Below are 20,910 nucleotides of genomic sequence, written 5' to 3' on the forward strand. Positions count from 1 at the left end.
TCCCGCGCTGAGCGACACTTGACCGGGGACCGAGAACGGTCCCCGACGACAGACGACAGAGGTACGCACTTCATGAACGACCACCACCCCTTCGAGGGCGAAGAGCACGGCGCGCTCGGGGACGCCGAGTACGAGCGGTTCATGGAGCTTGCGGCCGAGGAGGGCTTCGACGTCGAGGACGTCGAGGACGCCATCGGCGAGGCCGGGCACGGACCGCTGCCCCGGCTCGCCGTCGTCGGCCGCCCCAATGTCGGCAAGTCGACTCTCGTGAACCGCATCATCGGCCGCCGCGAGGCCGTCGTCGAAGACCGTCCGGGCGTCACGCGCGACCGCGTGACCTACGAGGCGGAGTGGGCCGGGCGCCGCTTCAAGCTCGTCGACACCGGCGGCTGGGAGCAGGACGTCCTCGGCATCGACGCCTCCGTCGCCGCCCAGGCCGAGTACGCGATCGAGGCGTCCGACGCGGTCGTCTTCGTCGTGGACGCGACCGTCGGCGCGACCGACACGGACGAGGCCGTCGTGCGCCTGCTGCGCAAGGCGGGCAAGCCCGTCGTGCTGTGCGCCAACAAGGTCGACGGCCCCTCGGGCGAGGCCGACGCGGCGATGCTGTGGTCCCTCGGCCTCGGCGAGCCGCACCCCGTCTCCGCCCTGCACGGGCGCGGTACGGGCGACATGCTCGACGCCGTCCTCGAAGCGCTGCCCGACGCGCCGAAGGACACCTTCGGCGGCACCGGGATCGGCGGCCCGCGCCGTGTCGCCCTCATCGGGCGCCCCAACGTCGGCAAGTCCTCGCTGCTCAACAAGCTCGCGGGCGAGGACCGCGTCGTCGTCAACGAGCAGGCGGGCACGACGCGCGACCCCGTGGACGAGCTGATCGAGCTGGGCGGCGTGACCTGGAAGTTCGTGGACACGGCGGGCATCCGCAAGCGGGTCCACCTCCAGCAGGGCGCCGACTACTACGCCTCACTGCGCACGGCCGCCGCCGTCGAGAAGGCCGAGGTCGCCGTCGTCCTCATCGACGGGGCCGACTCCATCTCCGCGCAGGACCAGCGCATCCTCACGATGGCCGTCGACGCGGGCCGCGCGCTCGTCCTCGCGTACAACAAGTGGGACACGCTCGACGAGGAGCGCCGCTACTACCTGGAGCGCGAGATCGAGCGCGAGCTGGGCCAGGTCGCGTGGGCGCCGCGGGTCAACATCTCGGCGCGCACCGGGCGGCACATGGAGAAGCTCGTGCCGGCGCTGGAGACGGCGCTCGCGGGCTGGGAGACGCGGGTGCCGACCGGGCGCCTCAACGCCTTCCTCGGCGAGCTGGTCGCCGCGCACCCGCACCCGGTGCGGGGCGGCAAGCAGCCGCGCATCCTCTTCGGCACCCAGGCGGGGACGAAGCCGCCGCGGTTCGTGCTCTTCGCCTCGGGCTTCATCGAGGCGGGCTACCGGCGCTTCATCGAGCGCCGCCTGCGCGAGGAGTTCGGCTTCGAGGGGACCCCGGTGCAGATCTCGGTGCGGGTGCGGGAGAAGCGGGGACGCAAGAAGTGAGGTGAACCCTCGCGGCGCGGGGCGGGTCCGGGAACACGGGTCCGCCCCGTTCTGCGTGCGTACGGGGGCGCGGGCGGCGGGTGCGCGCGGCGCGGGCCCGGGACGGCGGAGCGAGGTCTCCGTGCGTCGCGGGACGGGGGTCGGGTTCCCGTGCGTCGCGGGACGGGGAGTGAGGTCTCCGTGCGTCGCGGGACGGGGAGTCAGGTTTCCGTGCGCCTCGGGGCCGGGGGCAGGGCCGCCCGGGGGTGGAGGGCGGGGCGCTGCCAGTCGGCGGGGGGCTGGGGGGCCGGGGCGGCCCAGCCGTAGCCGGTGTGGACCGAAGCCGCGGGGGGCGTGCGCGGGGGCTGCTGGTGGAACAGGGGCAGGCCTAGTTCGTCCTCGCCGCCCCACTCGCCGGGCACGGTGCGGAACAGGCGGCGGTACTCGGCGAAGAGCGCGTCGTAGATGGGGGTCGCGGAGAAGCCGGGACGCGGCTCCTGCGCGGGGCGCATCGCGGGGATGGCGCGGTGGCGGGGGGACTCGTAGGGGTGCACGTCCTGCCAACGACGAGGCCCGCGCGGGGATGCGGGCGAATACCCCACCGGCTCAGCCGGGCGGGCGCGGAGCCGCTCTCCGCGCCCGCCCGCGCTCCCGTCCGCCCCCGGGGAGGAGGCGCGGGAGGAGGGGGCGGGCGCGTCGCTCGGGCGCCCGCCCCCGGTCGGGGAGCCGCCCGCGGGCTCGGGGGACGCGGGCGGCCAGGTGGCCCGGCGGGGCTCAGGTGCCGGCGAGGGGCATCGTGGCGGCGACGAGCTGGCCCCGCGCCGCCGCCTTGTCGAGCGCCTCGCGGAGCAGGTCCTCGCGGGGCTGGCGGCCGATGCCCCCGGCGGGGGCCGCGTACACGAGAACGGACTGCCGCTTGTTCGCCGCGGTCCGCCAGCCCTCGGTGACCTGGAGCGGCTGGTGGGCCTGCCACCAGGCGACGGGGGAGCCGCCGTCCGGACCGGGTTGGAGCACGGCGTGCAACTGGCCCACCGCGAGCAGCACCGACCAGCCGTGCAGCACCTGCGGCACCGTGCCCACCTCGTGGACCGGGGCGAAGCCCTGCTCCTGGAGCAGCGGCAGGAAGGCGTCGTCCGGGCCCGTGGTGCCGGGGCGGGCGATCGGCCCGGTCGGCTCCACGACGAGTGCCGGGTGGAGTTCGCCGTCGAGCAGCACGAGGCCGCTCGTGACACCGAGCACCGCCTGCTGCGGCACCCCCGCCTCGCTCGCCTCGCTCGCGGTGATCGAGGCGACGGCGCCCTGCAACTGCTCCTCGGTGACCCGTACGACTTGCGAGGGCAGGCAACCGGCGTGCGCGAAGGCGAGCACGGCGGTCTCCTCGCCGACGAAGAGCACGGTGCTGGTGTGCTCGTGCTCCGAGTCCCCCGGAGTGCGGCAGGAGGTGCAGTCGTAGGCGCCGGGAGCACTCTCCCCGGCGAGCAACCGATCGGCTTCTTCGTCACCGATCTCGGCGCGTACGTCGTCGGCGACGTCGAGAATGCGCGGCACGGGGGCTCCTCGGTCTCGTATACCCGCGTGCCCGGGGTGTCCGGCGCACGCACGTACCGGGCGGTTCCCGGCACACGCCCGGTCAACGGGCGACCGCAGCCCGGGTCACGCCGCACCCGGCGCGGAATGGCCGCGTCCGCTCCGCGCCCGCCTCCCGGGCCCGCGTCACCGCCACGCCCCGCGCCAACTGGGCTTCGTACGGACGCACGCCCCGAAGGCGGCGTCCGCACCCTTCGGCCCCGATAGGGCAAAAGGGGTAAAGATGGAGCAAATGACCCCGCATGTGTGGCTGAAAACAGTCGAACGAGCCTCGGAAACGCAGCCATCCGGCTGGACTTCTCCCCCTCCTGGCCCAGCGCCCGCGTCCACCCCGTGACCTGCGCGGGGACCGCCGGGTTGCCGACTGCGGCAGGGTTCACCTGCCGTGCACAGGCAACAAGGACGTGAAGACGACCCAACCACGGGACCCCGTCAGGGGTCTCAGGTGGTGACAGGCGGCCCCGGAAGGGCCGTGCGCGACGGCGGGACACACACGTATGCAGCTCTCCTTCCTCATCCACAACGGCTATGCCATCGGCGGCACCGTCCGTACGACGTACAACCTGGCGGCCCAGCTCGCCGAGCACCACGACGTGGAGGTCGTCTCGGTCTTCCGCCACCGGGACACCCCCGCCCTCACCCCGGACCCGCGCATCCGCGTCCGCCACCTCGTGGACCTGCGCACCGACAGCCTCGGCTCCGACCGCGCCCACCCCCTCCTCAAGCGCCCCGCCGCAGACTTCCCGCGCGCGGAGGTCCGCTACGCCAGATACAGCGCCCTCACGGACGAGCGGATCAACGCCTACCTCGCCGGTGTCACCTCCGACGTCGTCATCGGCACCCGCCCCGGACTCAACGTGCACCTCGCCCGCCGCACCCGCCCCGGCCCGGTCCGCATCGGGCAGGAGCACCTCACCCTCAGCGCGCACGACCAGGAGCTGCGCGGGGAACTGGAGGCGGCCTACCCCCTGCTCGACGGCTTCACGACGACGACCGAGGCCGACGCCCGCGCCTACCGCGCCGGGATGGACCTGCCGGGCGTGCCCGTGTGGAGCATGGCCAACCCGGTGCCCGCGCCCGCCCTGCCCCCCGTCGCGGGCGACAGCAAATGGGTCGTCGCCGCGGGGCGGCTCGCCGGGGTCAAGCGCTACGACCTCCTCGTCCGCGCCTTCGCCCGCGTCCGCGCCGAACGCCCCGACTGGCGGCTGCGCATCTACGGCTCCGGCAAGCAGGAGAACAAGCTGCGCCGGCTCATCCACGAACTCGGCCTGTACAACCACGTCTTCCTCATGGGCCCCGCGCACCCCATCGAGGCCGAGTGGGTCAAGGGCTCGATCGCCGCCGTCACCTCCTCGCTCGAATCCTTCGGCATGACGATCGTCGAGGCGATGCGCTGCGGGCTGCCCGTCGTCTCCAGCGACGCCCCGCACGGTCCCGCAGAGATCATCGACGACGGCGTCAACGGACGCCTCGTCCCGGTCGACGCCGGCCCCGAGACCTTCGCCGCCGGGCTGCTCCAGCTCATCAACGACGACGGACTGCGGGCCAGGATGTCCGCCGCCGCGCTGCGCTCCTCGGCGCGGTACGACCCGGCGGTGATCGCCGAACGGTACGAGTCGCTGTTCACCTCGCTCCGCGCCGCTCGGGGCCCGCGCCCGGCGGGACTGCTGCGCGGAGCCGTCCACCGCGGGCGCGCCCGGCTCCTCGGCTCGGTCCTGGCCCCCCGCGCCGCCGCGAAGAAGGGCCGCCCCGAATGAAGACCACGAGCACCGCCACGACCCCCGCCCCGCGCCGCCCCGCCGACGCGGCCCCCGCCGCCCGTCCCGAGGCGCGGGTGCCGTGGAGCGCGGGCTGCGTCGCCGACCCCATGGGGGCCCTCGCCTTCGTCGTCGCCGAGCCCGAGGGTCTCGCGGGCGGGCGACTGCTGCTGCGGCAGCGCGGCGGCGGCGAGGAGGTGCGCCTGCCGTTCACGGCCACGGGCCGCGGCCCGCTGCGCGCCGTCCTGCCGGGCGACGCGCCCCTCGCCGAGGGCTACTGGGAGGTGCACGCGGAAGCCCCCGGCGCCGAGCCCGTCCGCCTGCGCCCCGGCCTCGACGACCTGCGCGCGCTCGTCGACCGCGTCCCCGAGGGCGCCGACGCCGTCGCCGTCCACCTCCCGTACACCAGCAAGTTCGGCAACCTCGCGCTCCGCACCTGGCTGCGCGCCCCGCACGCCGAGGCGGGCTCCGTCCACGTCGCGCCCGGCGAGACGACGGTGCGCGGGCGCTGCTACGGGACCGCCCTCACCCCCGCCGCGTACGCGGAACTGCGGCCCGCGAAGGACGAGGAGGGCGAGCCACTGCGCGCGGAGGCCACCGGCGAGGGCCCCGACTTCCGGCTGCGCCTCGCGCACGCGCCGCTCCTCGCCCAGGGGCCGCGCCACTGGGAGGTGCGGCTCCGCCCCGAGGGCGAGCGGGGGCCCGACATCCGGCTCGCGCGGCTGCTCGACGACCTCGTCGACCGGCACGCCGTCTTCACCTACCCGGCCACCGTCCACGAGGGCCTGCGCGCCCGCCCCTACTACTCCGGTGGCAACAACCTCGCCTTCCGCGTCACCGCCGTCGACCCCGCCTCCGCCCCGGCCGCCTGAGGGCGGCAAGCGGTCCCGCATTCGCCGGGGACCGCCGCGCGCCGCGCATTACGTGAGGATTTCGTGCCCCCTGCCCGCGCGCTTCGGGCAGGGGGCGCTTTCGCCCGAGGGACGGTTTATCAGGGGCGCGGCGAAGGGCCGGGAAGCGGGATAAGAGAGGGCGGGAAAAGCGCGGGAAGAGGGGCCGGGCATTCAGTCCGATATAACGGCGGTATAAGAAAAGGGAGGCCGAACGTGTGACAAACACCGCGCGAAACACGCCCCGGCGCGCCGTGATCGAAGTGTGACCCCCCGCGCTCGGGCGCGTCCCCTGGTCCTGCCGCTTCCCCCGCACGCCCCGAGCCCCTAGCGTGGGCTCCATGGCAGCCTTCCCCCCGCCCCAGGAACCCCACGACGAGCCCGCCGCGTACGTCGGCGTCGAGGCCGAGGAGGCCGAGCGACGCGCCCGCGCCCGCGGCTGGCGCACGGTGCGCGCGCTCGCCCCGGGCACGGTGATCACGATGGAGTACCAGGCGGGCAGGCTCAACTTCGAAGTCGACGAAGGCCGGGTCCGCCGCTGCTGGAAGGGCTGAGCCCTCCCGTACGGGCCCGCCCGGAATCCTCCTGTACGGGCACGCCCGCCCCCGTACATGCGAAAGCCCGCCCCGTACGACGGGGGCGGGCCGGTCCGCACGTGCCCTCAGCCGCCCGCCAGTGGGCGGGCCGAGCCCCCGCGCGGCTGATTGCGGTCGTGGGACTGGGGGCGGCGCGTGCCGCCCGTGGGGGGCGCGGGGCGGCTGTGCTCGGGGCGCACCGTCGCGCGCGGGCCGTGGACGGGGTCCTTGCGGACGGTCGCGGTCGCGGGCACGGCGCGCGGGCTCACCGGCGTGAGCGGGCGCGGGCTCGTCCCCGGCACGGGCTTGCGGCGCGCCGCGCGGCGGCGGAGGAAGCTGTCCCGCGCCCGCAGGACGAGCACCTCGGCGCGCGCCACCAGCGGTTCGCACCACGGCAGCGCGAGGAGCACCAGCAGCCCGGCCGCCCAGCCGAGCACGACGTCACTGAGCCAGTGCGTGCCCAGGTAGACGGTGGTGAGGCCGACGCTCAGCGAGACGATCGCCGAACCCGCCGACAGATACCTTCTGGCCCGGGGGGTCGAGGCCAGGTACGCGAGAATCCCCCAGGTCACGACCGCGTTCGCGGTGTGCCCCGAGGGAAATATGTCCCCGCCGAGCCCCATCTCGTTCGAGCCGATGACGGTCGCGTAGTGCGGGCCGAGCCGTCCCATGCCGATCTTCGCCGCGCCGACCGTGATGTTGAGCAGGAGCAGCGAGGCCCCGAGCACGAGCAGCGGGCGCAGCGTGTGCTGCCGCCAGGAGCGCCAGCCCAGCCAGGCGAGCACCATCACCGCCGTGGGGCCGCGCTGCCCGAGTACCACCAGGTAGTCGAGGAAGGCGTGCACCTCGGGCCACTGCTGGTAGGGCCGGAAGAACATGAGCTGCCAGTCGAGGCGCACGAGCCAGGTCGTGGCGGCGACGGCGACGACGATCGCGAGGTAGAAGGCGAGCGTCGCGAGCAGCAGGACGAGCCGGTGCCGGCTCATCACGGGGACGTGCGGGTTGGCCGGCCGCTCCGGCTCGCGGTCGAGCCGGGCGAAGAGCCGCGCGAGGCGGCCGGGGGTCGGTTGGGTACGCACCCGATCGACGTTACAGCGGGTGAGTGTCAAAGCCGAACGAAACAACCGTTTCGTGATGGGCATGTGATGTGCGACGGCCCGTCCGCCGGGGTTTATCGGACGGCTTTCCCTAAAGTCGTCCCAAGGAGTGAGAGAGCCCGCAGCGGTTCCCGTCCGCGCATTCCCCGGGGGATTCCCCGCTTTTCCCCGCCGTCCGTTTTCCGTTCACCCCGCGCGCCACCGGGATCGCCCGGGACCCGCGCCGTCGCTCCCGCCCGGCGGCTGCCGCGAGGCGCCGCCGCGGGCCGTGGGGGGAAGATGCGGGGGAGGTGTTCGAGGCGCGTGGGGACGGCCGGACCGTCACCGTCGTACCGGCGCGGGCGCGCCCGTGAGCGCCCGTACGGAGAGGGGCGCGAAAAGCCGGGGCCGCGCGAAGGCGGGCGGCGCGAGAGCGGGCCGTGCGAGAGCGGGCCGTGCGGGGGCCGACGCGGGCCGTCCGGGGACGGAGGGCGGGGTACGGCGTACGGGGGATGCCGTACCGCCCTCGGTCGCCCCGGGCGGCTAGCTCTGGTTGAAGAAGCCGTCGCGGGGGCGGGCGCCCGCCGCCTCACCCGCGACGATCTCCGTGCCGGAGGGGGTGAGGAGGAAGACGCGGGTCGCCACCTTCTCGATCGAACCGCGCAGCCCGAAGATGAGCCCGGCGGCGAAGTCGACGACGCGCTTGGCGTCGGCGGGCTCCATCGCGGTCAGGTTCATGATGACGGGGACGCCGTCGCGGAACAGCTCACCGATGTGCCGGGCGTCCCGGAAGCTGCCCGGGGTCACGGTGCCGATTCTGCGGTCCCGTTCCTCGGCGGCCTGCGCCGCGACCCGCACGCGGGGGTCGGTGACCCAGCTCTCGCCAGGCTCGGGGCCCGCCTCGGGCTCGTCCGCGTAGCCGTCGTAGTAGCGCTCGGCCCCGGTGTCGTCGTCGACGAGTCCGAGCCAGGCACTTGCCTTGCGCACCGATCCCATGGACGCCTCCTCTCACATCACAGCGGTCCTTGTTCCCTGGTTCCCTGTGTTTCCTGCCCCCATCGTCGTCCATCAGGCGAAGGGTGCGCCAAGGGGAGGGGGGCTTCTCGGTGTTTTCGTGACGGTACTGGTGCACAGTGCCCCGTGTCCTGGGCGGAGAACTGCGGGGCGAGAGACCTGACGAGGGGTGAAAAACGATTCTTCAGGCCCTTTGGGTACCTCTGGGTGATGCCGGGGGCGTACGGGTGACGACGAAAGCGGTGGTAACCGCCGGTACGATGCGGCGATCGTAGCGGTAGGCGCTGGATCATGGGGGGTCATTTCACGATGTTCGGGATGGTGCGGCCGTGCGCCCACAGCCTCGGCGAGAAGCTCAAGAGCCGCTGGATGTCCCACCTGTGCGGGCTCTGCCTCGCGCTGAGGGGGGATCACGGGCAGTTCGCCCGCATAGCCACGAATTACGACGGCATCGTCATATCCGTGTTGACGGAGGCTCAGACGCCGCGCGAGCGGCAGGGCCGCCGCCTCGCCGGACCGTGCGCGCTGCGCGGGATGCGCACGGCGCGGGTCAGCAACGGTGAGGGGGCGCGCCTCGCGGGCGCGGTCTCGCTCGCGCTCGCCGCCGTGAAGGTACGGGACCATGTCGCGGACGGGGACGGGATGCTGGCCCGCCGCCCCGTCGCCGTCGCCGCCGGTCGCGTGGCGAGCGGCTGGGCCGAGGCGGCGCACCGCTCGGCCGCCGGGCTCGGCTTCGACACGGGGGTCCTGCTCGTCGCCGCCGCACGCCAGCCCGGCATCGAGGCGCTCGCGGGGCCGGGCACCCCGCTCCTGACCGTCACGGAGCCGACCGAGACCGCGACCGCCGCCGCCTTCGCGCACACCGCGCTCCTCGCGGGCCGCCCGCACAACGCGGCGCCGCTCGCCGAGGCCGGTCGCCTCTTCGGCCGCCTCGCGCACCTCCTCGACGCGGTCGAGGACCAGGCCGAGGACGCCGCACGCGGCGCCTGGAACCCGCTCACCGCCACCGCGACCCCGCGCGCCGAGGCCCGCCGCCTCGCCGACGACGCCCTGCGCGGCATCCGCCTCGCCCTCGCGGACACCGACTTCACGGACCCGGCGCTCGCCCACCGCCTCCTCGTCCACGAACTCCCGCGCTCGGTCGACCGCGCCTTCGACGCGGGACCGGCCTGCGCCCACCAGCGGCCGGACACCCCCGTCCCGGGCAAGCCCTACACGCAGGACCCGCCCGGCGGGGACGCCCCCGAGCCGCCGCGCACGCCTTCGGGGCGCGGCTTCTGGGCGGGGTGCGGCGTGTTCCTCGCGCTGGGGTGCACGTGCCGGTTGTGCTGCGCGGAGGAGTACGAGGGGCCGTGGTCGGGCAAGGTCCGGCACGGCTGCTGCCACTACGCGGACTGCTGCGACCTGTGCGACTGCGACTGCTGCGGGTGCGACGGATGCGGCTGCGACGGGTGCGGCTGCGACGGCTGTTGCTGCGACTGCTGAACGCGAGACGTCGGCACGGGGCGGGGGCGGGGGCGGTCAGGAGGGAGCGGGACGTACCGGGGGAGCGGGGCGCACCAGGGGGAGTACGGCGTACCAGGGGGAGCGGGGCCGTACGGGGGCGGGGCGCCCGTGCGCGTACCAGCCCTATCCTCCCCGCGCCCATCCCCCGCACCGCTCAGCGGATCTCGGGCGGGGAGATGCGTGAGGTGGGCAGGGCGGAGTCCGAGACGCCCCACTTCTTGAGGATCCTGGCGTAGGTGCCGTCGGCGATGAGGACGTTGACGGCCTTCTGGAAGGCGTGGGTGAGGTCGCTGCCCTTCTTGAAGGCGAAGCCGACATCGAGGCGGTGGTACTCGTTGAGGAACTTCAGGCCCTGCTGCTGGTCGACCGCGTACCGCAGCCCGTTGATCGTCGACATGACGACATCGGTGCGGCCCTGCTGGAGCGAGCCCCAGATGGCGCCCTGCTCGGAGTAGGTCTTGACGCTGTACGGCTTCTTCCCGGCCTTCTCGCACAGCGACTTGTTCTGTTCCAGCGTCACCTCGAAGGTCGTGCCCGCGCCGGTGCCGATGTTCTTGCCGCACAGCTGGGTGAGGTCGGTGATCTTCGGGAGCTTCTCGTCGGCGCGGGTCGCGAAGCCCTGGCCGTCGTTGATGTACGTGACGAAGTCGATCGTCTTGCGCCGCTCGTCGGTGACGCCGAAGTTGCCGGTGCCGACGTCGTACTTGCCGCTGCCGAGCGCGGGCAGGATCGCCTCGAAACTCGCCTCCTGCCGGTCGATCCTGATGCCGAGGACCTTCGCGACGGCCTCCGTGATCTCCACGTCCACGCCCGCGGCGGTCTTGCCGTCCTCCAGGTACGTCGCGGTGGGCGGGGCGCCGATCGCGCCGCCGAGCGTGAGCCTGCCCGCCTCGCGCACGCGCTCCGGCAGGAGTCGGGCGGCAGTGGCGTCCTTCTTCACCCCGGCGACGACGTTCCCGGTGGGGAGCTTGCCGGCCTTCTTGTCGGCGGACCCGGCGGCTGCCGCCGCGCCGCCCCCGCCCGAGGCCGGGCCCGCGGGGTCACCGGAACCGCAGGCGGTGAGCGAGGCGAGTGCCGAGGCGGTGAGCAGGGCGAGCAGGGCGTAACGGCGCGCGGAACGAGGGGGCGGGGCACTCATGGCGGGACTCCAGAACGGCAGGCGTGAACAACGCGGGGCGAGGGAGGGAGGCGCGAGGGGAGGGGTGTGCGCGTGAAGGCGGGGCCGCGGGGCGGGAACGAGAAGCGGGCACGACGGGGTGGCCGCGAGGACGCGTCACGGCATCGCGGCACGCACCGCCTCACGGGAACGCGAAACGGCACGGCGGCATGACGCCGGGGACGGCGAGGAACAAGGGGGAAGAAAGGGGCGCGAGCCCGGCCGGAGGGCCGTCAGCTACGAGGCGCGCCACCGCAGCACGTACGACAGGACGCCGACCACACCCGACCGAAGTCGATGTGAGACCGCGTCACCAGACGCCGCTGCGACAGATTCATGCCGACCAGTGGAACAGGCGTCCGGGCCGCCGTCAACGAATGGAGACGGGCTGCTCAGGATGTGGGACGGCGGGCGGCGGCGGGGGCTTGACAAAGGCGCGAGACGCTCCCGTACTCTCGGTGAAGGTCCGTGCTGAGGGGTGCGGGCCGCGTGAAGACGGGACACGGGCGGCGACTTCGCCCCGGAGTCCCGCATGCCTTTCGACGCACCAGCCTCCGACGCTCCCATTTCCGATACGCGCGCCACCCGCGGCGCACGCGACTCCGCCCCCGGCGCACGCGACTCCGCGGACCGCCCGCAGGGCCCGCCACCCGAACCGGGCGCGCCGCCCGAGCCGGGGAAGCAACCTGAACCGGGGAAGCAGGCCGTCCCCGCGCTTCGCATTGTTCCCGTGCGCCGTACGGGTCAGTGGATCGCCGCTCTCTTCGTGCTGCTTCTGCTCGCGATGGCGGTCAACTCGCTCGCGCGCAACAAGGCGTTCCAGTGGGACGTCGTCGCCGACTACTTCACGACCTCCGCCGTGCTGCGCGGTCTCGGACTGACCCTGTGGCTCACCGCGCTCGTCATGGTGCTCGGCTTCGTGCTCGGCACGCTGCTCGCGCTCGGCCGGATGTCGTCGAACCCGGTGCTGAACTGGGTCTCCTCGGGGTACATCTGGTTCTTCCGCTCGACGCCGATCCTCGTCCAGCTCCTCTTCTGGTTCAACATCGGCGCCCTGTACCCGCAGCTCGGGCTCGGCATCCCCTTCGGCCCCGAGTTCGTCACGGTCAAGACCGTCAACCTCCTCGGCCCCGTCACCGTCGCGGTACTCGGCCTGACCCTCCACGAGGCCGCCTATGCCGCCGAAGTGGTGCGCGGCGGGCTGCTCTCCGTCGACAGGGGGCAGATCGAGGCCGCGCAGTCGCTCGGTCTGAGCCCCTGGCGCCGGCTGCGCCGCATCGTGCTGCCGCAGGCGATGCGCGCCATCGTGCCCCCGGCCGGGAACATGCTCATCGGCGCGCTCAAGGGCACCTCGATCGTCAGCGTCATCGCCGTGCAGGACCTGCTCTACTCCGTGCAGCTCGTCTACCACCGCACCTACCAGGTCATCCCGCTGCTGCTCGTCGCCACGATCTGGTACGCGCTCGTGACGAGCGTGCTCAGCGTCGGCCAGCACTACGTGGAGAAGCACTACGCGCGGGGGGCGGAGCGCTCATGACCTCCGCACCCGCTGAGCCGCCGGTCGTCGTGGTGGTCGGGGCCGGGCCCCGGGCGACCGGGCTTCTGGAACGCATCGCCGCCAACACCGCGGCCGGGTACGGCGGCCCGGACCCCGCCTTCGTCCTGCACCTCGTCGACCCGTACCCGCCGGGCCCCGGGCGGATATGGCGGCGCGAGCAGTCGCCGCTGCTGTGGATGAACTCCATGGCCGAGGACACGACGCTCTTCACCGACGAGACCGTCGAGATCGAGGGACCCGTCGTGCCGGGACCCGCGCTGCACGACTGGGCCGGGATCGGGGGCCGCACCTTCCCCGACCGCCGCACCCAGGGCGCCTACCTGCGCTGGGCCTACGAGCAGGCCCGCGCCGCGCTCCCGCCCGGCATCGTCGTCCACGAGCACCGCACCCGCGCCGTGCGCCTCGAAGGGCCCCGCGAGGGACGGCAGTCGGTGTGGCTCGCGGACCGCGAGTCCCCGCTCACCGCCGACCTCGTCGTCCTCACGCTCGGCCACCAGGAGGCCGAACTCGCCCCGGAGGAACGGCAGTTCGCCGCACACGCGGCGCGCGAGGGCCTCACGTACCTGCCGCCCGACTACACCGCGGACACCGATCTGCGCGGGCTGCGCGCCGGGGAACCCGTCCTCGTGCGCGGCCTCGGCCTCGCCTTCGTCGACCTCATGGTGCTGCTCACCGAGGGCCGCGGCGGGCGCTGGACACCGGAGGGCCGCTACGTGCCCTCGGGCAAGGAGCCGATCCTGTACGTGGGTTCGCGGCGCGGCGTCCCGTACCACGTCAAGCTCGGCTACCGCCTGGAGGGTGAACTCCCCAAGCTGCCGCGCTTCTTCGGCCCCGAGCAGACCACCGGCCTGCTCGCGCGAGAAGGGCCCCTGGACTTCCGCGCCGACGTGTGGCCGCTCGTCGCCAAGGAACTCGGCTGGGCGCACTACCACCGCCTGCTCACCACCCGCCCGCACGCCTTCGCCGTCGACCGCGACGCCTTCGAGTCCGGGTACGCGGCGGCCGACCCGTACGACGGAAGCCTCGACGCCTTCGTCCGTACGGCGGTGCCCGCGGCGACGGACCGGCTGGACCTCGACGCGCTCGACCGGCCGCTCGCCGGGTGGACCGCGCGCACCCAGGAGGAGGCGCAGGCACGGCTCCTCGCGCACATCGACGCGGACCTCGACCGCCGCCACGACCCCGCGCACAGCGAGGACCTGGCCGTCTTCATGGCGCTGCTCTCCGTCTACGGGCAGCTCATGCGGCTCGGCGACCTCGGGACCTGGTGGCACGGCTTCTTCAGCTTCCTCGCCTCCGGGCCGCCCGGACCGCGCCTGCGCGCGCTGCGCGGGCTCGCGGAGGCGGGGCTCGTGCGCTTCCTGGGGGCGGACATGACCGTACGGGCCGTGGACGGCGCCTTCGAGGCCCGCTCGGCGAGCCTGCCGGAGCACGCGGTACGGGCCAGGGCACTCGTCGAGGCCCGGCTGCCGCAGCCCGAGGCGGGCCGCGTGCGCGACCCGCTGCTGCGGGGACTCTTCGCCGCCGGGGCGCTCGCGACCGAGGACGGCCTGCTCGCGGTGACGCCGGGGGACGGGCGCGTGCGGTGGAACGACGGCAGCACCCACCCGCGCCTGTTCGCGCTCGGCCCGCACACGGACGCGCGCGGGGCGGGGGCCTTCACGCGGCCCCGTACCAACAGCCCGGCGTTCCGCCAGAACGACGCGACGGCGCGGGCGCTGCTGGCGGGGGTGTCAGGAACGGGGGTACCCGGGACGGGGGTGTCGGGGGCGGCGGTGGCGTCGGAGGGGGGTGGCGCCGGGGCGGTCGGTGTGTCCGGGGCTGGGCCTGCGGCTGTGGCTGTCGCTGCGGGTGTGGCTCCCGCGTTTGTGCCTGTGCCTGTGGTGGGGGCTGCGTCGGGGGAGGGGGCCGGCGGGGTGTCTGTCGGGCTGTCCGCCGGGCCGTCTGGCGTGCAGTCCGCCGGCCCGTCTGGCGTGCTGTCCGCGGGGCCGTCTGGCGTGCTGTCCGCGGGGCCGTCCCCAGAGACGTCCGCCGACTCGTCCGCCGGGCCGGAGCCCGGCCGGGACCCGGACGCAGGGTCCGTCTCCGTACCGACCACTACCTCCGCTGTGAAGGAGTCCGTCCGTTGAGTACCGCAGGTTCGTCGAGTGCCGCGGATCCGTCGGGTGCCACGCTCGCGCCCGCGCGTCCCATGGTGGAGATCAGCGGGGTGCACAAGAGTTTCGGGAAGCAGGAGGTGCTGCGGGGGATCGATCTCACCGTGCGCGCGGGCGAGGTGACGGTCGTGCTCGGGCCCTCGGGCTCGGGGAAGTCGACGTTGCTGCGCACGATCAACCACCTGGAGAAGGTCGACCGGGGGACCGTGCACGTGGACGGCGAGCTGATCGGGTACCGGCGGCGCGGGGACACGTTGCACGAGTTGCGCGAGCGCGAGGTGCTGCGGCAACGGACCGCGATCGGCTTCGTGTTCCAGAACTTCCACCTCTTCCCGCACCTGACCGTCGAGGAGAACATCGTCGAGGCGCCGGTCGCGGCGCTCGGTGTGCCGGTGCGCGAGGCACGTGAGCGGGCGAAGCGGCTCCTGGAGCGGGTCGGGCTCGGCGAGAAGGCCGGCGCGTACCCGCGCACGCTCTCCGGCGGGCAGCAGCAACGCGTCGCCATCGCCCGCGCGCTCGCCATCGAGCCACGCCTGCTCCTCTTCGACGAGCCGACCTCGGCGCTCGACCCCGAGCTGGTGGGTGAAGTGCTCGACGTCATCCGGGACGTCGCGAGCCAGGGCGCCACGATGATCGTCGTCACGCACGAGATCGGCTTCGCACGGGAGGTCGCCGACACGGTGGTCTTCATGGACGAGGGGTGGATCGTGGAACAGGGAACGCCGGGGGACGTGCTGGGGAGGCCGCGGGAGGAGCGGACGAAGGGGTTCTTGTCGAAGGTGCTGTGAGGGGGGCGCCCTGTCCCTTCCGGGGCGCGGGCGCACCCGTCCTGCTGGGGCTCGGGCGTGCCCCGTCCTGGCAGGGCTCGGGCAGACCCCCGTCTTTCCGGGGCTCGGTCCCGGAGTCCGGGGCAGGCCCTCGTCCTCCCGGAGTCCGGGGCAGACCCCCGCCCTCCCGGAGTTTGGGGCAGGCCCCCGCCCTCCCGGAGTTTGGGGCAGGCCCTCGTCCTCCCAGGGCTCGGGCGCAGATCGTCGCTCTCCCAGGGCCCGGGCAGACCCCGCTCTCCCGGGACCGGGGCACACCCCCGCCCTCCCAGGGGGGCGACCCCAAGACCAATCCTTCCACCCCCTCCCCCCGCCCCCACCCGATTCCGCCTCCGCCCGCCGAATCTGTGGACAACTCCGCGTAAGTCACCACGCCACTCACCCGTACGAGTGGTGGAGATCGCGCGACACCCGGAGTTGTCCACAGGCTCCGGCCCGGAACGCGCCTCCCGCGTCCACCCGCTTCACCGGAAACCACCCGAAAGAGAAAGAAGCCATGCCCGATTCCACCCCCACCCCACCCGCGCCCCAGACCCCACCCGCCGTCTCCTCCACCCCACCCGCGCCCTCCACCTCACCTGTCGTCTCCTCCACCGCACCCGCGCCCACCCCACCCATCGCCTCCTCCACCCCACCCGCCCCCACCTCACCCGTACCCCCCACCCCCCGCCGTCTCCACCTCGCCGCCGCCATCGACGTCCCCGGGGCCACCCGGGTCGCTGACTTCCTCCCTCTCGCCCGCTTCGCCGACGAGGGACTGCTCGACTTCCTCACGCTCGGGGACTCCTTCGCCGCGCCCGGACTCGACGCGCTCTCCGTCCTCGCGCGGCTCGCGCCCGAGACCCGGCGCGTGGGCCTCGTGCCGACCGTGACCACGACCCACACCGAGCCCTTCCACGTCCAGGCCCAGCTCGCCACGCTCGACTGGGTCAGCCGAGGGCGGGCCGGGTGGCGGCCCGGCGTTTCCACGAGCGAGAACGAGGCGCGGCTCTTCGGGCGGCGGGCCGCCGTGACCGCGCGCGAGGCGTGGCGGGAGGCGGGCGAAGTCGTCGAAGCGGCACGGCTGTTGTGGGACAGCTGGGAGGACGACGCGGAGATCAGGGACATCCCCAGCGGTCGCTTCGTCGACCGCGACAAGCTCCACTACGCCGACTACGCGGGCACCACCTTCTCCGTGCGCGGCCCCTCCATCGTGCCGAGGCCGCCGCAGGGCCACCCCGTGATCGTGGCCGACGCGGACGACCCGGTACGGCGCGACTTCGCGGTCCGCCACGCCGACGTACTCCTCGTCGAAACGAGCAGCCGCGAGCAGGCCGCCGCCTTCTCCGCCGAGGTACGTGCCGAGGCGGCCCGCGCCGGGCGCGAGCCCGCGGACCTGCGCGTCCTCGCCTCGCTCACCGTCGAACTGAGCGGGGGCGAGCAGGCCGCCGAACCCGGGCACGGCGGCGGCGGACCCCGGCCCACCGCGCACGGACCGCACTACCGGGGCGGCCCCGTCGACCTCGCGGAGCTGATCGGCGACTGGTACGCCGCCGGGGCCGTCGACGGCTTCCACCTGCGCCCCGCCGAACCGGGCCGCGACCTCGAACGCCTCGTCAACGGCACCGCCGCGCTCCTCCAGCATCGCGGCGTCTTCCGCGCCTTTCACCCCGGCAGCACCCTGCGCGAACACCTCGGCCTCGCCCGCCCCGCCAACCTCCACCTCACCGCTTCAGCCACCTGAGCCACCTGAGCCACCTGAGCGACTGAGCGACCTGAGCCTTCCGAGCCACCGGAGCCCCCGCATGAGCCACCAGCGCCTACCCCAGCAGCCCCGTCCCGCCCCGCCCCAGCAGCCCCGTCCCGCCCCGCCCCGCCGCTCCCAGCCGCCCGGCACGCACCGCCCACTCCACCTCGCCGCCCACTTCCCCGGCGTGAACAGCACCACCGTGTGGTCCGATCCGCGCTCCGGCTCGCAGATCGCCTTCGACTCCTTCGTCCATCTCGCCCGCACCGCCGAGCGCGGCCTCTTCGACTTCTTCTTCCTCGCCGAGGGGCTGCGGCTGCGCGAGCACAAGGGCCGCATCCACGACCTCGACGTCGTGGGGCGCCCCGAGTCGCTCGCCGTCCTCAACGCCGTCGCCGCCGTGACCGAGCGACTCGGTCTCGCCGCCACGGTCAACAGCACCTTCAACGAGCCCTACGAACTCGCCCGCCGCCTCGCGAGTCTCGACCACCTCAGCGACGGCCGCGCCGCCTGGAACGTCGTCACCTCCTCCGACGCCTTCACCGGCGAGAACTTCCGCCGCGGCGGCTACCTCGACCGCGCCGAGCGCTACACGCGCGCCGCCGAATTCGTCGCGACCGCCCGGGAGCTGTGGGACAGCTGGAGCCCCGACGGCACCCCGCGGCCCTTCGCCCACCACGGCCGGCACTTCTCGATCGAGGGCGAGTTCACCCTCCCGCGTTCCCCGCAGGGGCACCCCGTCGTCATCCAGGCCGGGGACTCCGCCGAGGGCCGCGACTTCGCCGCGAGCACCGCCGACGTCATCTTCACGCGCCACGGCACGCTCGCGGCCGGGCAGGAGTTCTACGCCGACGTGAAGGGCCGCCTGCCGGGGTACGGGCGCACGGCCGACGACCTGAAGATCATGCCGGGCGTCACGGTCGTCGTCGGCGACACCGACGCCGAGGCGCAGGAGAAGGCCACGGAGATCCGCCGCCTCCAGGTCTCCCCGCAGAACGCCCTGCTCGCCGCCGAACAGGTCTGGGGCACCGACCTCTCCGGCTTCGACCCGGACGGGCCGCTGCCCGCCTTCGACCCCGTCGTCGACTCGGACGTCGTCCAGGGCCGGGTGCGGCAGGGCGATCCGCGCGCGCTCGCCGAGAAGTGGCGCGGGCTCGCCCGTGCCAAGAACCTCTCGCTGCGCGAGACGGCGATAGAGGCGACCGGGCGCCAGTCCTTCATCGGCTCGGCGGCGACGGTCGCCGAGGCGATGAGTCACTTCGTCGACTCCCGCGCCGCGGACGGCTTCATCCTCGTCCCGCACCTCACCCCCGGCGGCCTCGACGAGTTCGTCGACCAGGTCGTGCCCCTCCTCCAGGAGCGCGGCGCCTTCCGCACGGCGTACACGGGCCCGACCCTGCGCGACCATCTCGGCCTGAGCCACCCCGCCACCCGGCAGACCCCGAAGGACGCCGCCGCATGAGCCTCGTACAGAACGACCCCGCGCCGACCGACACCGCGCCGACCGACACCGCGACAACCGACACCGCGACCGGCACCGTGCCGACCCGCCCCGTGCCGACCCGCCCCGTGCCGACCCGCCCCGTGCCGACCCGCCCCGTGCCGACCCGCCCCGCGCCGACCGGCTCCGCCCCGGCCGACGTCGCCCTCGCCGACTGGCGGCAGTGGCGCGCCGCCCGCGCCCAGGCGCTCACCGCGCCCTGGGGTCCGCTCTCCGTCACCGGTACGCACTGGCTCGACGACTACCCGGACGGACTGCTTCCGGACATTCCCGGGCGCTGGCGCGCGGCCGGGGACCACGTCTCGCTCACGCGCGGCGCGGGGCTGCTCGTGCGCGGACGGCCCTACGCGGGTGAGGCGCTGCTCGCCGCCGACACGGGTCCCGCCGAGCGCGCCCAGGTCGCCCACCGCCGCCGCAGGCTCGCCGTCCTGGAGCGCGAGGGGACGTGGGCGGTACGCGTGCACGACCCCGACGCGCCCGCCCGCCGCGGCTTCCCCGGGCTCGAAGTGAGCCCCTGGGAGGCGCGCTGGGCGGTCGAGGGCCGCTTCGTGCCGTACGAGGCGGAGCGGACCGTGCGGGTGCCGAACGCGGACGGGCGCGAGCGCGGGCTCGCTCTCGGGGGTGAACTGCGCTTCTCCGTCGACGGGTTGGCGTACGCGCTGCATGTCGGCGTGGGGCCGGACGGCGGGCTGACGGCGGTTTTCGCCGATGCCACGAGCGGTGCGGGCAGCCACCGCTTCCGCTTCCTGTCCACCCCCGCGCCCGCCTCCGACGGCACGGTCCCGGTGGACTTCAACCGGGCCGTGCTGCCGCCCTGCGCATTGAGCCCGCACTTCCTGTGCCCCTTCCCGCCGCCCGGGAACACCCTCGGCCTTGCCGTCGCCGCAGGCGAGCGGCGGCTCGTGGGGGAGGGCGAGGAGTAGCCGGGAAGGTCGTGAAGGAATTCTCAAGTGGACGGTGAGGAAAGGGAGTTGGGGGAGTCCTGGGGGCGGTGAGCGAGGCCGGAAGTCGCCCTTGTGCGGTCACGGCACGGTCACAGAAACTCCCCAGCAGCGCCGGTTCGGTGCCCGTGCCCCGTGACCCGGGGCACGGGCACCGCGCCGCGCCTCACGGGCCCGACCCCCACGGCGGGCCCCCCGATTCCCCACTGGAGGAACCACGTGAGGACCAAGCGCACCACCCCCCGCACCGGCACCACGAGACGGACCCGGCTGATCGCCGTGGCCTCCGGCCTCCTCGCCACCGCGGCCTTCGCCGTCCCGGCCGCGCAGGCGGGCGAGGCGAAGGCGTACTCGACCAACCAGCTCACCGCGGCGAGCGACGCCGTGCTCGGCGCCGACATCGCCGGTACGGCCTGGAACATCGATCCGAGCAACGGCAAGGTCCAGGTCACCGTGGACAGCACCGTCTCGCAGGCCGAGATCCAGAAGCTCAAGGCCGCGGCCGGGAGCAACGCGGGAGCCCTGGAGATCGAGCGCACCCCGGGCACCTTCAGCAAGCTCATCTCCGGCGGCGACGCCATCTACGCCTCGTCCTGGCGCTGCTCCCTCGGCTTCAACGTCAGGAGCGGCAGCACCTACTACTTCCTCACCGCCGGGCACTGCACCGACGGCGCGGGCACGTGGTGGTCGAACTCCTCGCACTCCACCACCCTCGGCACCACCGCCGGGTCCAGCTTCCCCGGCAACGACTACGGCCTCGTGAAGTACACCAACTCCTCGGTCGCCAAGGACGGCACCGTGGGCAGCGTGGACATCACGAGCGCCGCCAACGCCACGGTCGGCATGAACGTGACCCGGCGCGGCTCGACCACCGGCATCCACAGCGGCACGGTCTCCGCCCTCAACGCCACCGTCAACTACGGCGCGGACGGCATCGTCAGCGGACTCATCCGCACCAACGTGTGCGCCGAGCCCGGCGACTCCGGCGGCCCGCTCTACTCCGGCAACAAGGCGATCGGTCTCACCTCCGGCGGCAGCGGCGACTGCTCCTCGGGCGGTACGACCTTCTTCCAGCCGGTGACCGAGGCGCTCAGCGCCTACGGGGTCAGCATCTACTGACCCGCT

At 74.0% G+C, this 20,910-nt stretch carries 17 protein-coding genes; 12 read left to right on the plus strand and 5 right to left on the minus strand.

The window, feature by feature from the left end:
- The first annotated feature begins 72 nt into the window (after positions 1–72).
- Positions 73–1,539, plus strand: a complete 1,467-nt coding sequence (gene der, locus STTU_RS27145; protein ID WP_007828792.1) for a ribosome biogenesis GTPase Der — start codon at positions 73–75, stop codon at positions 1,537–1,539.
- Between the two features lie 200 nt (positions 1,540–1,739).
- Here the strand turns inward: der and STTU_RS27150 are convergent, their stop codons facing one another.
- Complete coding sequence (locus STTU_RS27150; protein ID WP_010274991.1) at positions 1,740–2,072, minus strand: hypothetical protein; 333 nt, start codon at positions 2,070–2,072, stop codon at positions 1,740–1,742.
- 220 nt (positions 2,073–2,292) lie between these two features.
- On the minus strand, positions 2,293–3,066 hold the full coding sequence (locus STTU_RS27155; RefSeq protein WP_007828796.1) for a hypothetical protein: 774 nt from the start codon (positions 3,064–3,066) through the stop codon (positions 2,293–2,295).
- 536 nt (positions 3,067–3,602) lie between these two features.
- On the opposite strand from STTU_RS27155, the gene STTU_RS27160 reads away from it, so the two are divergent.
- The 3 genes from STTU_RS27160 to STTU_RS27170 all read left to right on the plus strand — a co-directional run bounded on the left by STTU_RS27160 (position 3,603) and on the right by STTU_RS27170 (position 6,306).
- Positions 3,603–4,862 carry a glycosyltransferase gene (locus STTU_RS27160; protein WP_007828800.1) on the plus strand — a complete coding sequence of 420 codons (1,260 nt, stop codon included), beginning with the start codon at positions 3,603–3,605 and terminating at the stop codon, positions 4,860–4,862.
- Positions 4,859–5,734 carry a hypothetical protein gene (locus tag STTU_RS27165; protein WP_043256474.1) on the plus strand — a complete coding sequence of 292 codons (876 nt, stop codon included), beginning with the start codon at positions 4,859–4,861 and terminating at the stop codon, positions 5,732–5,734. Before STTU_RS27160 ends, STTU_RS27165 begins: the two co-directional genes overlap by 4 nt.
- 359 nt (positions 5,735–6,093) lie before the next feature.
- Positions 6,094–6,306 (plus strand): I78 family peptidase inhibitor, encoded by a 213-nt coding sequence (locus tag STTU_RS27170; protein ID WP_007828803.1) that lies wholly within the window; start codon positions 6,094–6,096, stop codon positions 6,304–6,306.
- 107 nt (positions 6,307–6,413) lie between these two features.
- Here STTU_RS27170 and STTU_RS27175 read toward each other — a convergent pair whose 3' ends face one another.
- Together STTU_RS27175 and STTU_RS27180 are read right to left on the minus strand one after the other, a co-directional pair.
- Positions 6,414–7,406, minus strand: a complete 993-nt coding sequence (locus STTU_RS27175; protein ID WP_007828808.1) for a phosphatase PAP2 family protein — start codon at positions 7,404–7,406, stop codon at positions 6,414–6,416.
- Positions 7,407–7,946: 540 nt separating this feature from the next.
- On the minus strand, positions 7,947–8,399 hold the full coding sequence (locus STTU_RS27180) for a cell division protein SepF (protein WP_007828809.1): 453 nt from the start codon (positions 8,397–8,399) through the stop codon (positions 7,947–7,949).
- A 309-nt stretch (positions 8,400–8,708) separates the two neighbouring features.
- Here STTU_RS27180 and STTU_RS27185 point away from each other — a divergent pair, with 309 nt between their 5' ends.
- The gene (locus tag STTU_RS27185; RefSeq protein WP_007828810.1) at positions 8,709–9,902 is read left to right on the plus strand and encodes a DUF5685 family protein; all 1,194 of its coding nucleotides are present in this window, start codon (positions 8,709–8,711) and stop codon (positions 9,900–9,902) included.
- A 175-nt stretch (positions 9,903–10,077) separates the two neighbouring features.
- On the opposite strand, the gene STTU_RS27190 is transcribed toward STTU_RS27185, so the two are convergent.
- Entirely contained in the window at positions 10,078–11,061 is a 984-nt protein-coding gene (locus STTU_RS27190; protein ID WP_007828811.1) for an ABC transporter substrate-binding protein, read from the minus strand.
- 550 nt (positions 11,062–11,611) lie between these two features.
- On the opposite strand from STTU_RS27190, the gene STTU_RS27195 reads away from it, so the two are divergent.
- The 7 genes from STTU_RS27195 (at position 11,612) to STTU_RS27225 (ending at position 20,904) form a co-directional block, all read left to right on the plus strand.
- Positions 11,612–12,616: an amino acid ABC transporter permease gene (locus STTU_RS27195; protein ID WP_043256476.1), complete on the plus strand. Its 1,005-nt coding sequence runs from the start codon at positions 11,612–11,614 to the stop codon at positions 12,614–12,616.
- On the plus strand, positions 12,613–14,766 hold the full coding sequence (locus STTU_RS27200) for an FAD/NAD(P)-binding protein (RefSeq protein WP_043256478.1): 2,154 nt from the start codon (positions 12,613–12,615) through the stop codon (positions 14,764–14,766). Before STTU_RS27195 ends, STTU_RS27200 begins: the two co-directional genes overlap by 4 nt.
- Positions 14,767–14,828: 62 nt before the next feature.
- Positions 14,829–15,581 carry an amino acid ABC transporter ATP-binding protein gene (locus STTU_RS27205; protein WP_007828815.1) on the plus strand — a complete coding sequence of 251 codons (753 nt, stop codon included), beginning with the start codon at positions 14,829–14,831 and terminating at the stop codon, positions 15,579–15,581.
- Between the two features lie 532 nt (positions 15,582–16,113).
- On the plus strand, positions 16,114–17,340 hold the full coding sequence (locus STTU_RS27210; RefSeq protein ID WP_007828816.1) for an LLM class flavin-dependent oxidoreductase: 1,227 nt from the start codon (positions 16,114–16,116) through the stop codon (positions 17,338–17,340).
- Between the two features lie 61 nt (positions 17,341–17,401).
- A complete protein-coding gene (locus STTU_RS27215) occupies positions 17,402–18,805 on the plus strand; it encodes an NtaA/DmoA family FMN-dependent monooxygenase (RefSeq protein ID WP_007828817.1) in 1,404 nt (467 codons plus the stop codon).
- On the plus strand, positions 18,802–19,767 hold the full coding sequence (locus STTU_RS27220; RefSeq protein ID WP_043256480.1) for a DUF1684 domain-containing protein: 966 nt from the start codon (positions 18,802–18,804) through the stop codon (positions 19,765–19,767). The genes STTU_RS27215 and STTU_RS27220 overlap by 4 nt, the downstream gene beginning before the upstream one ends.
- A gap of 237 nt (positions 19,768–20,004) precedes the next feature.
- A complete protein-coding gene (locus STTU_RS27225; RefSeq protein WP_043256482.1) occupies positions 20,005–20,904 on the plus strand; it encodes a S1 family peptidase in 900 nt (299 codons plus the stop codon).
- Positions 20,905–20,910 lie beyond the last annotated feature (6 nt).

The sequence above is a fragment of the Streptomyces sp. Tu6071 genome (genome assembly GCF_000213055.1).
In the GTDB taxonomy this organism is placed as follows: Bacteria; Actinomycetota; Actinomycetes; order Streptomycetales; family Streptomycetaceae; genus Streptomyces; species Streptomyces evansiae.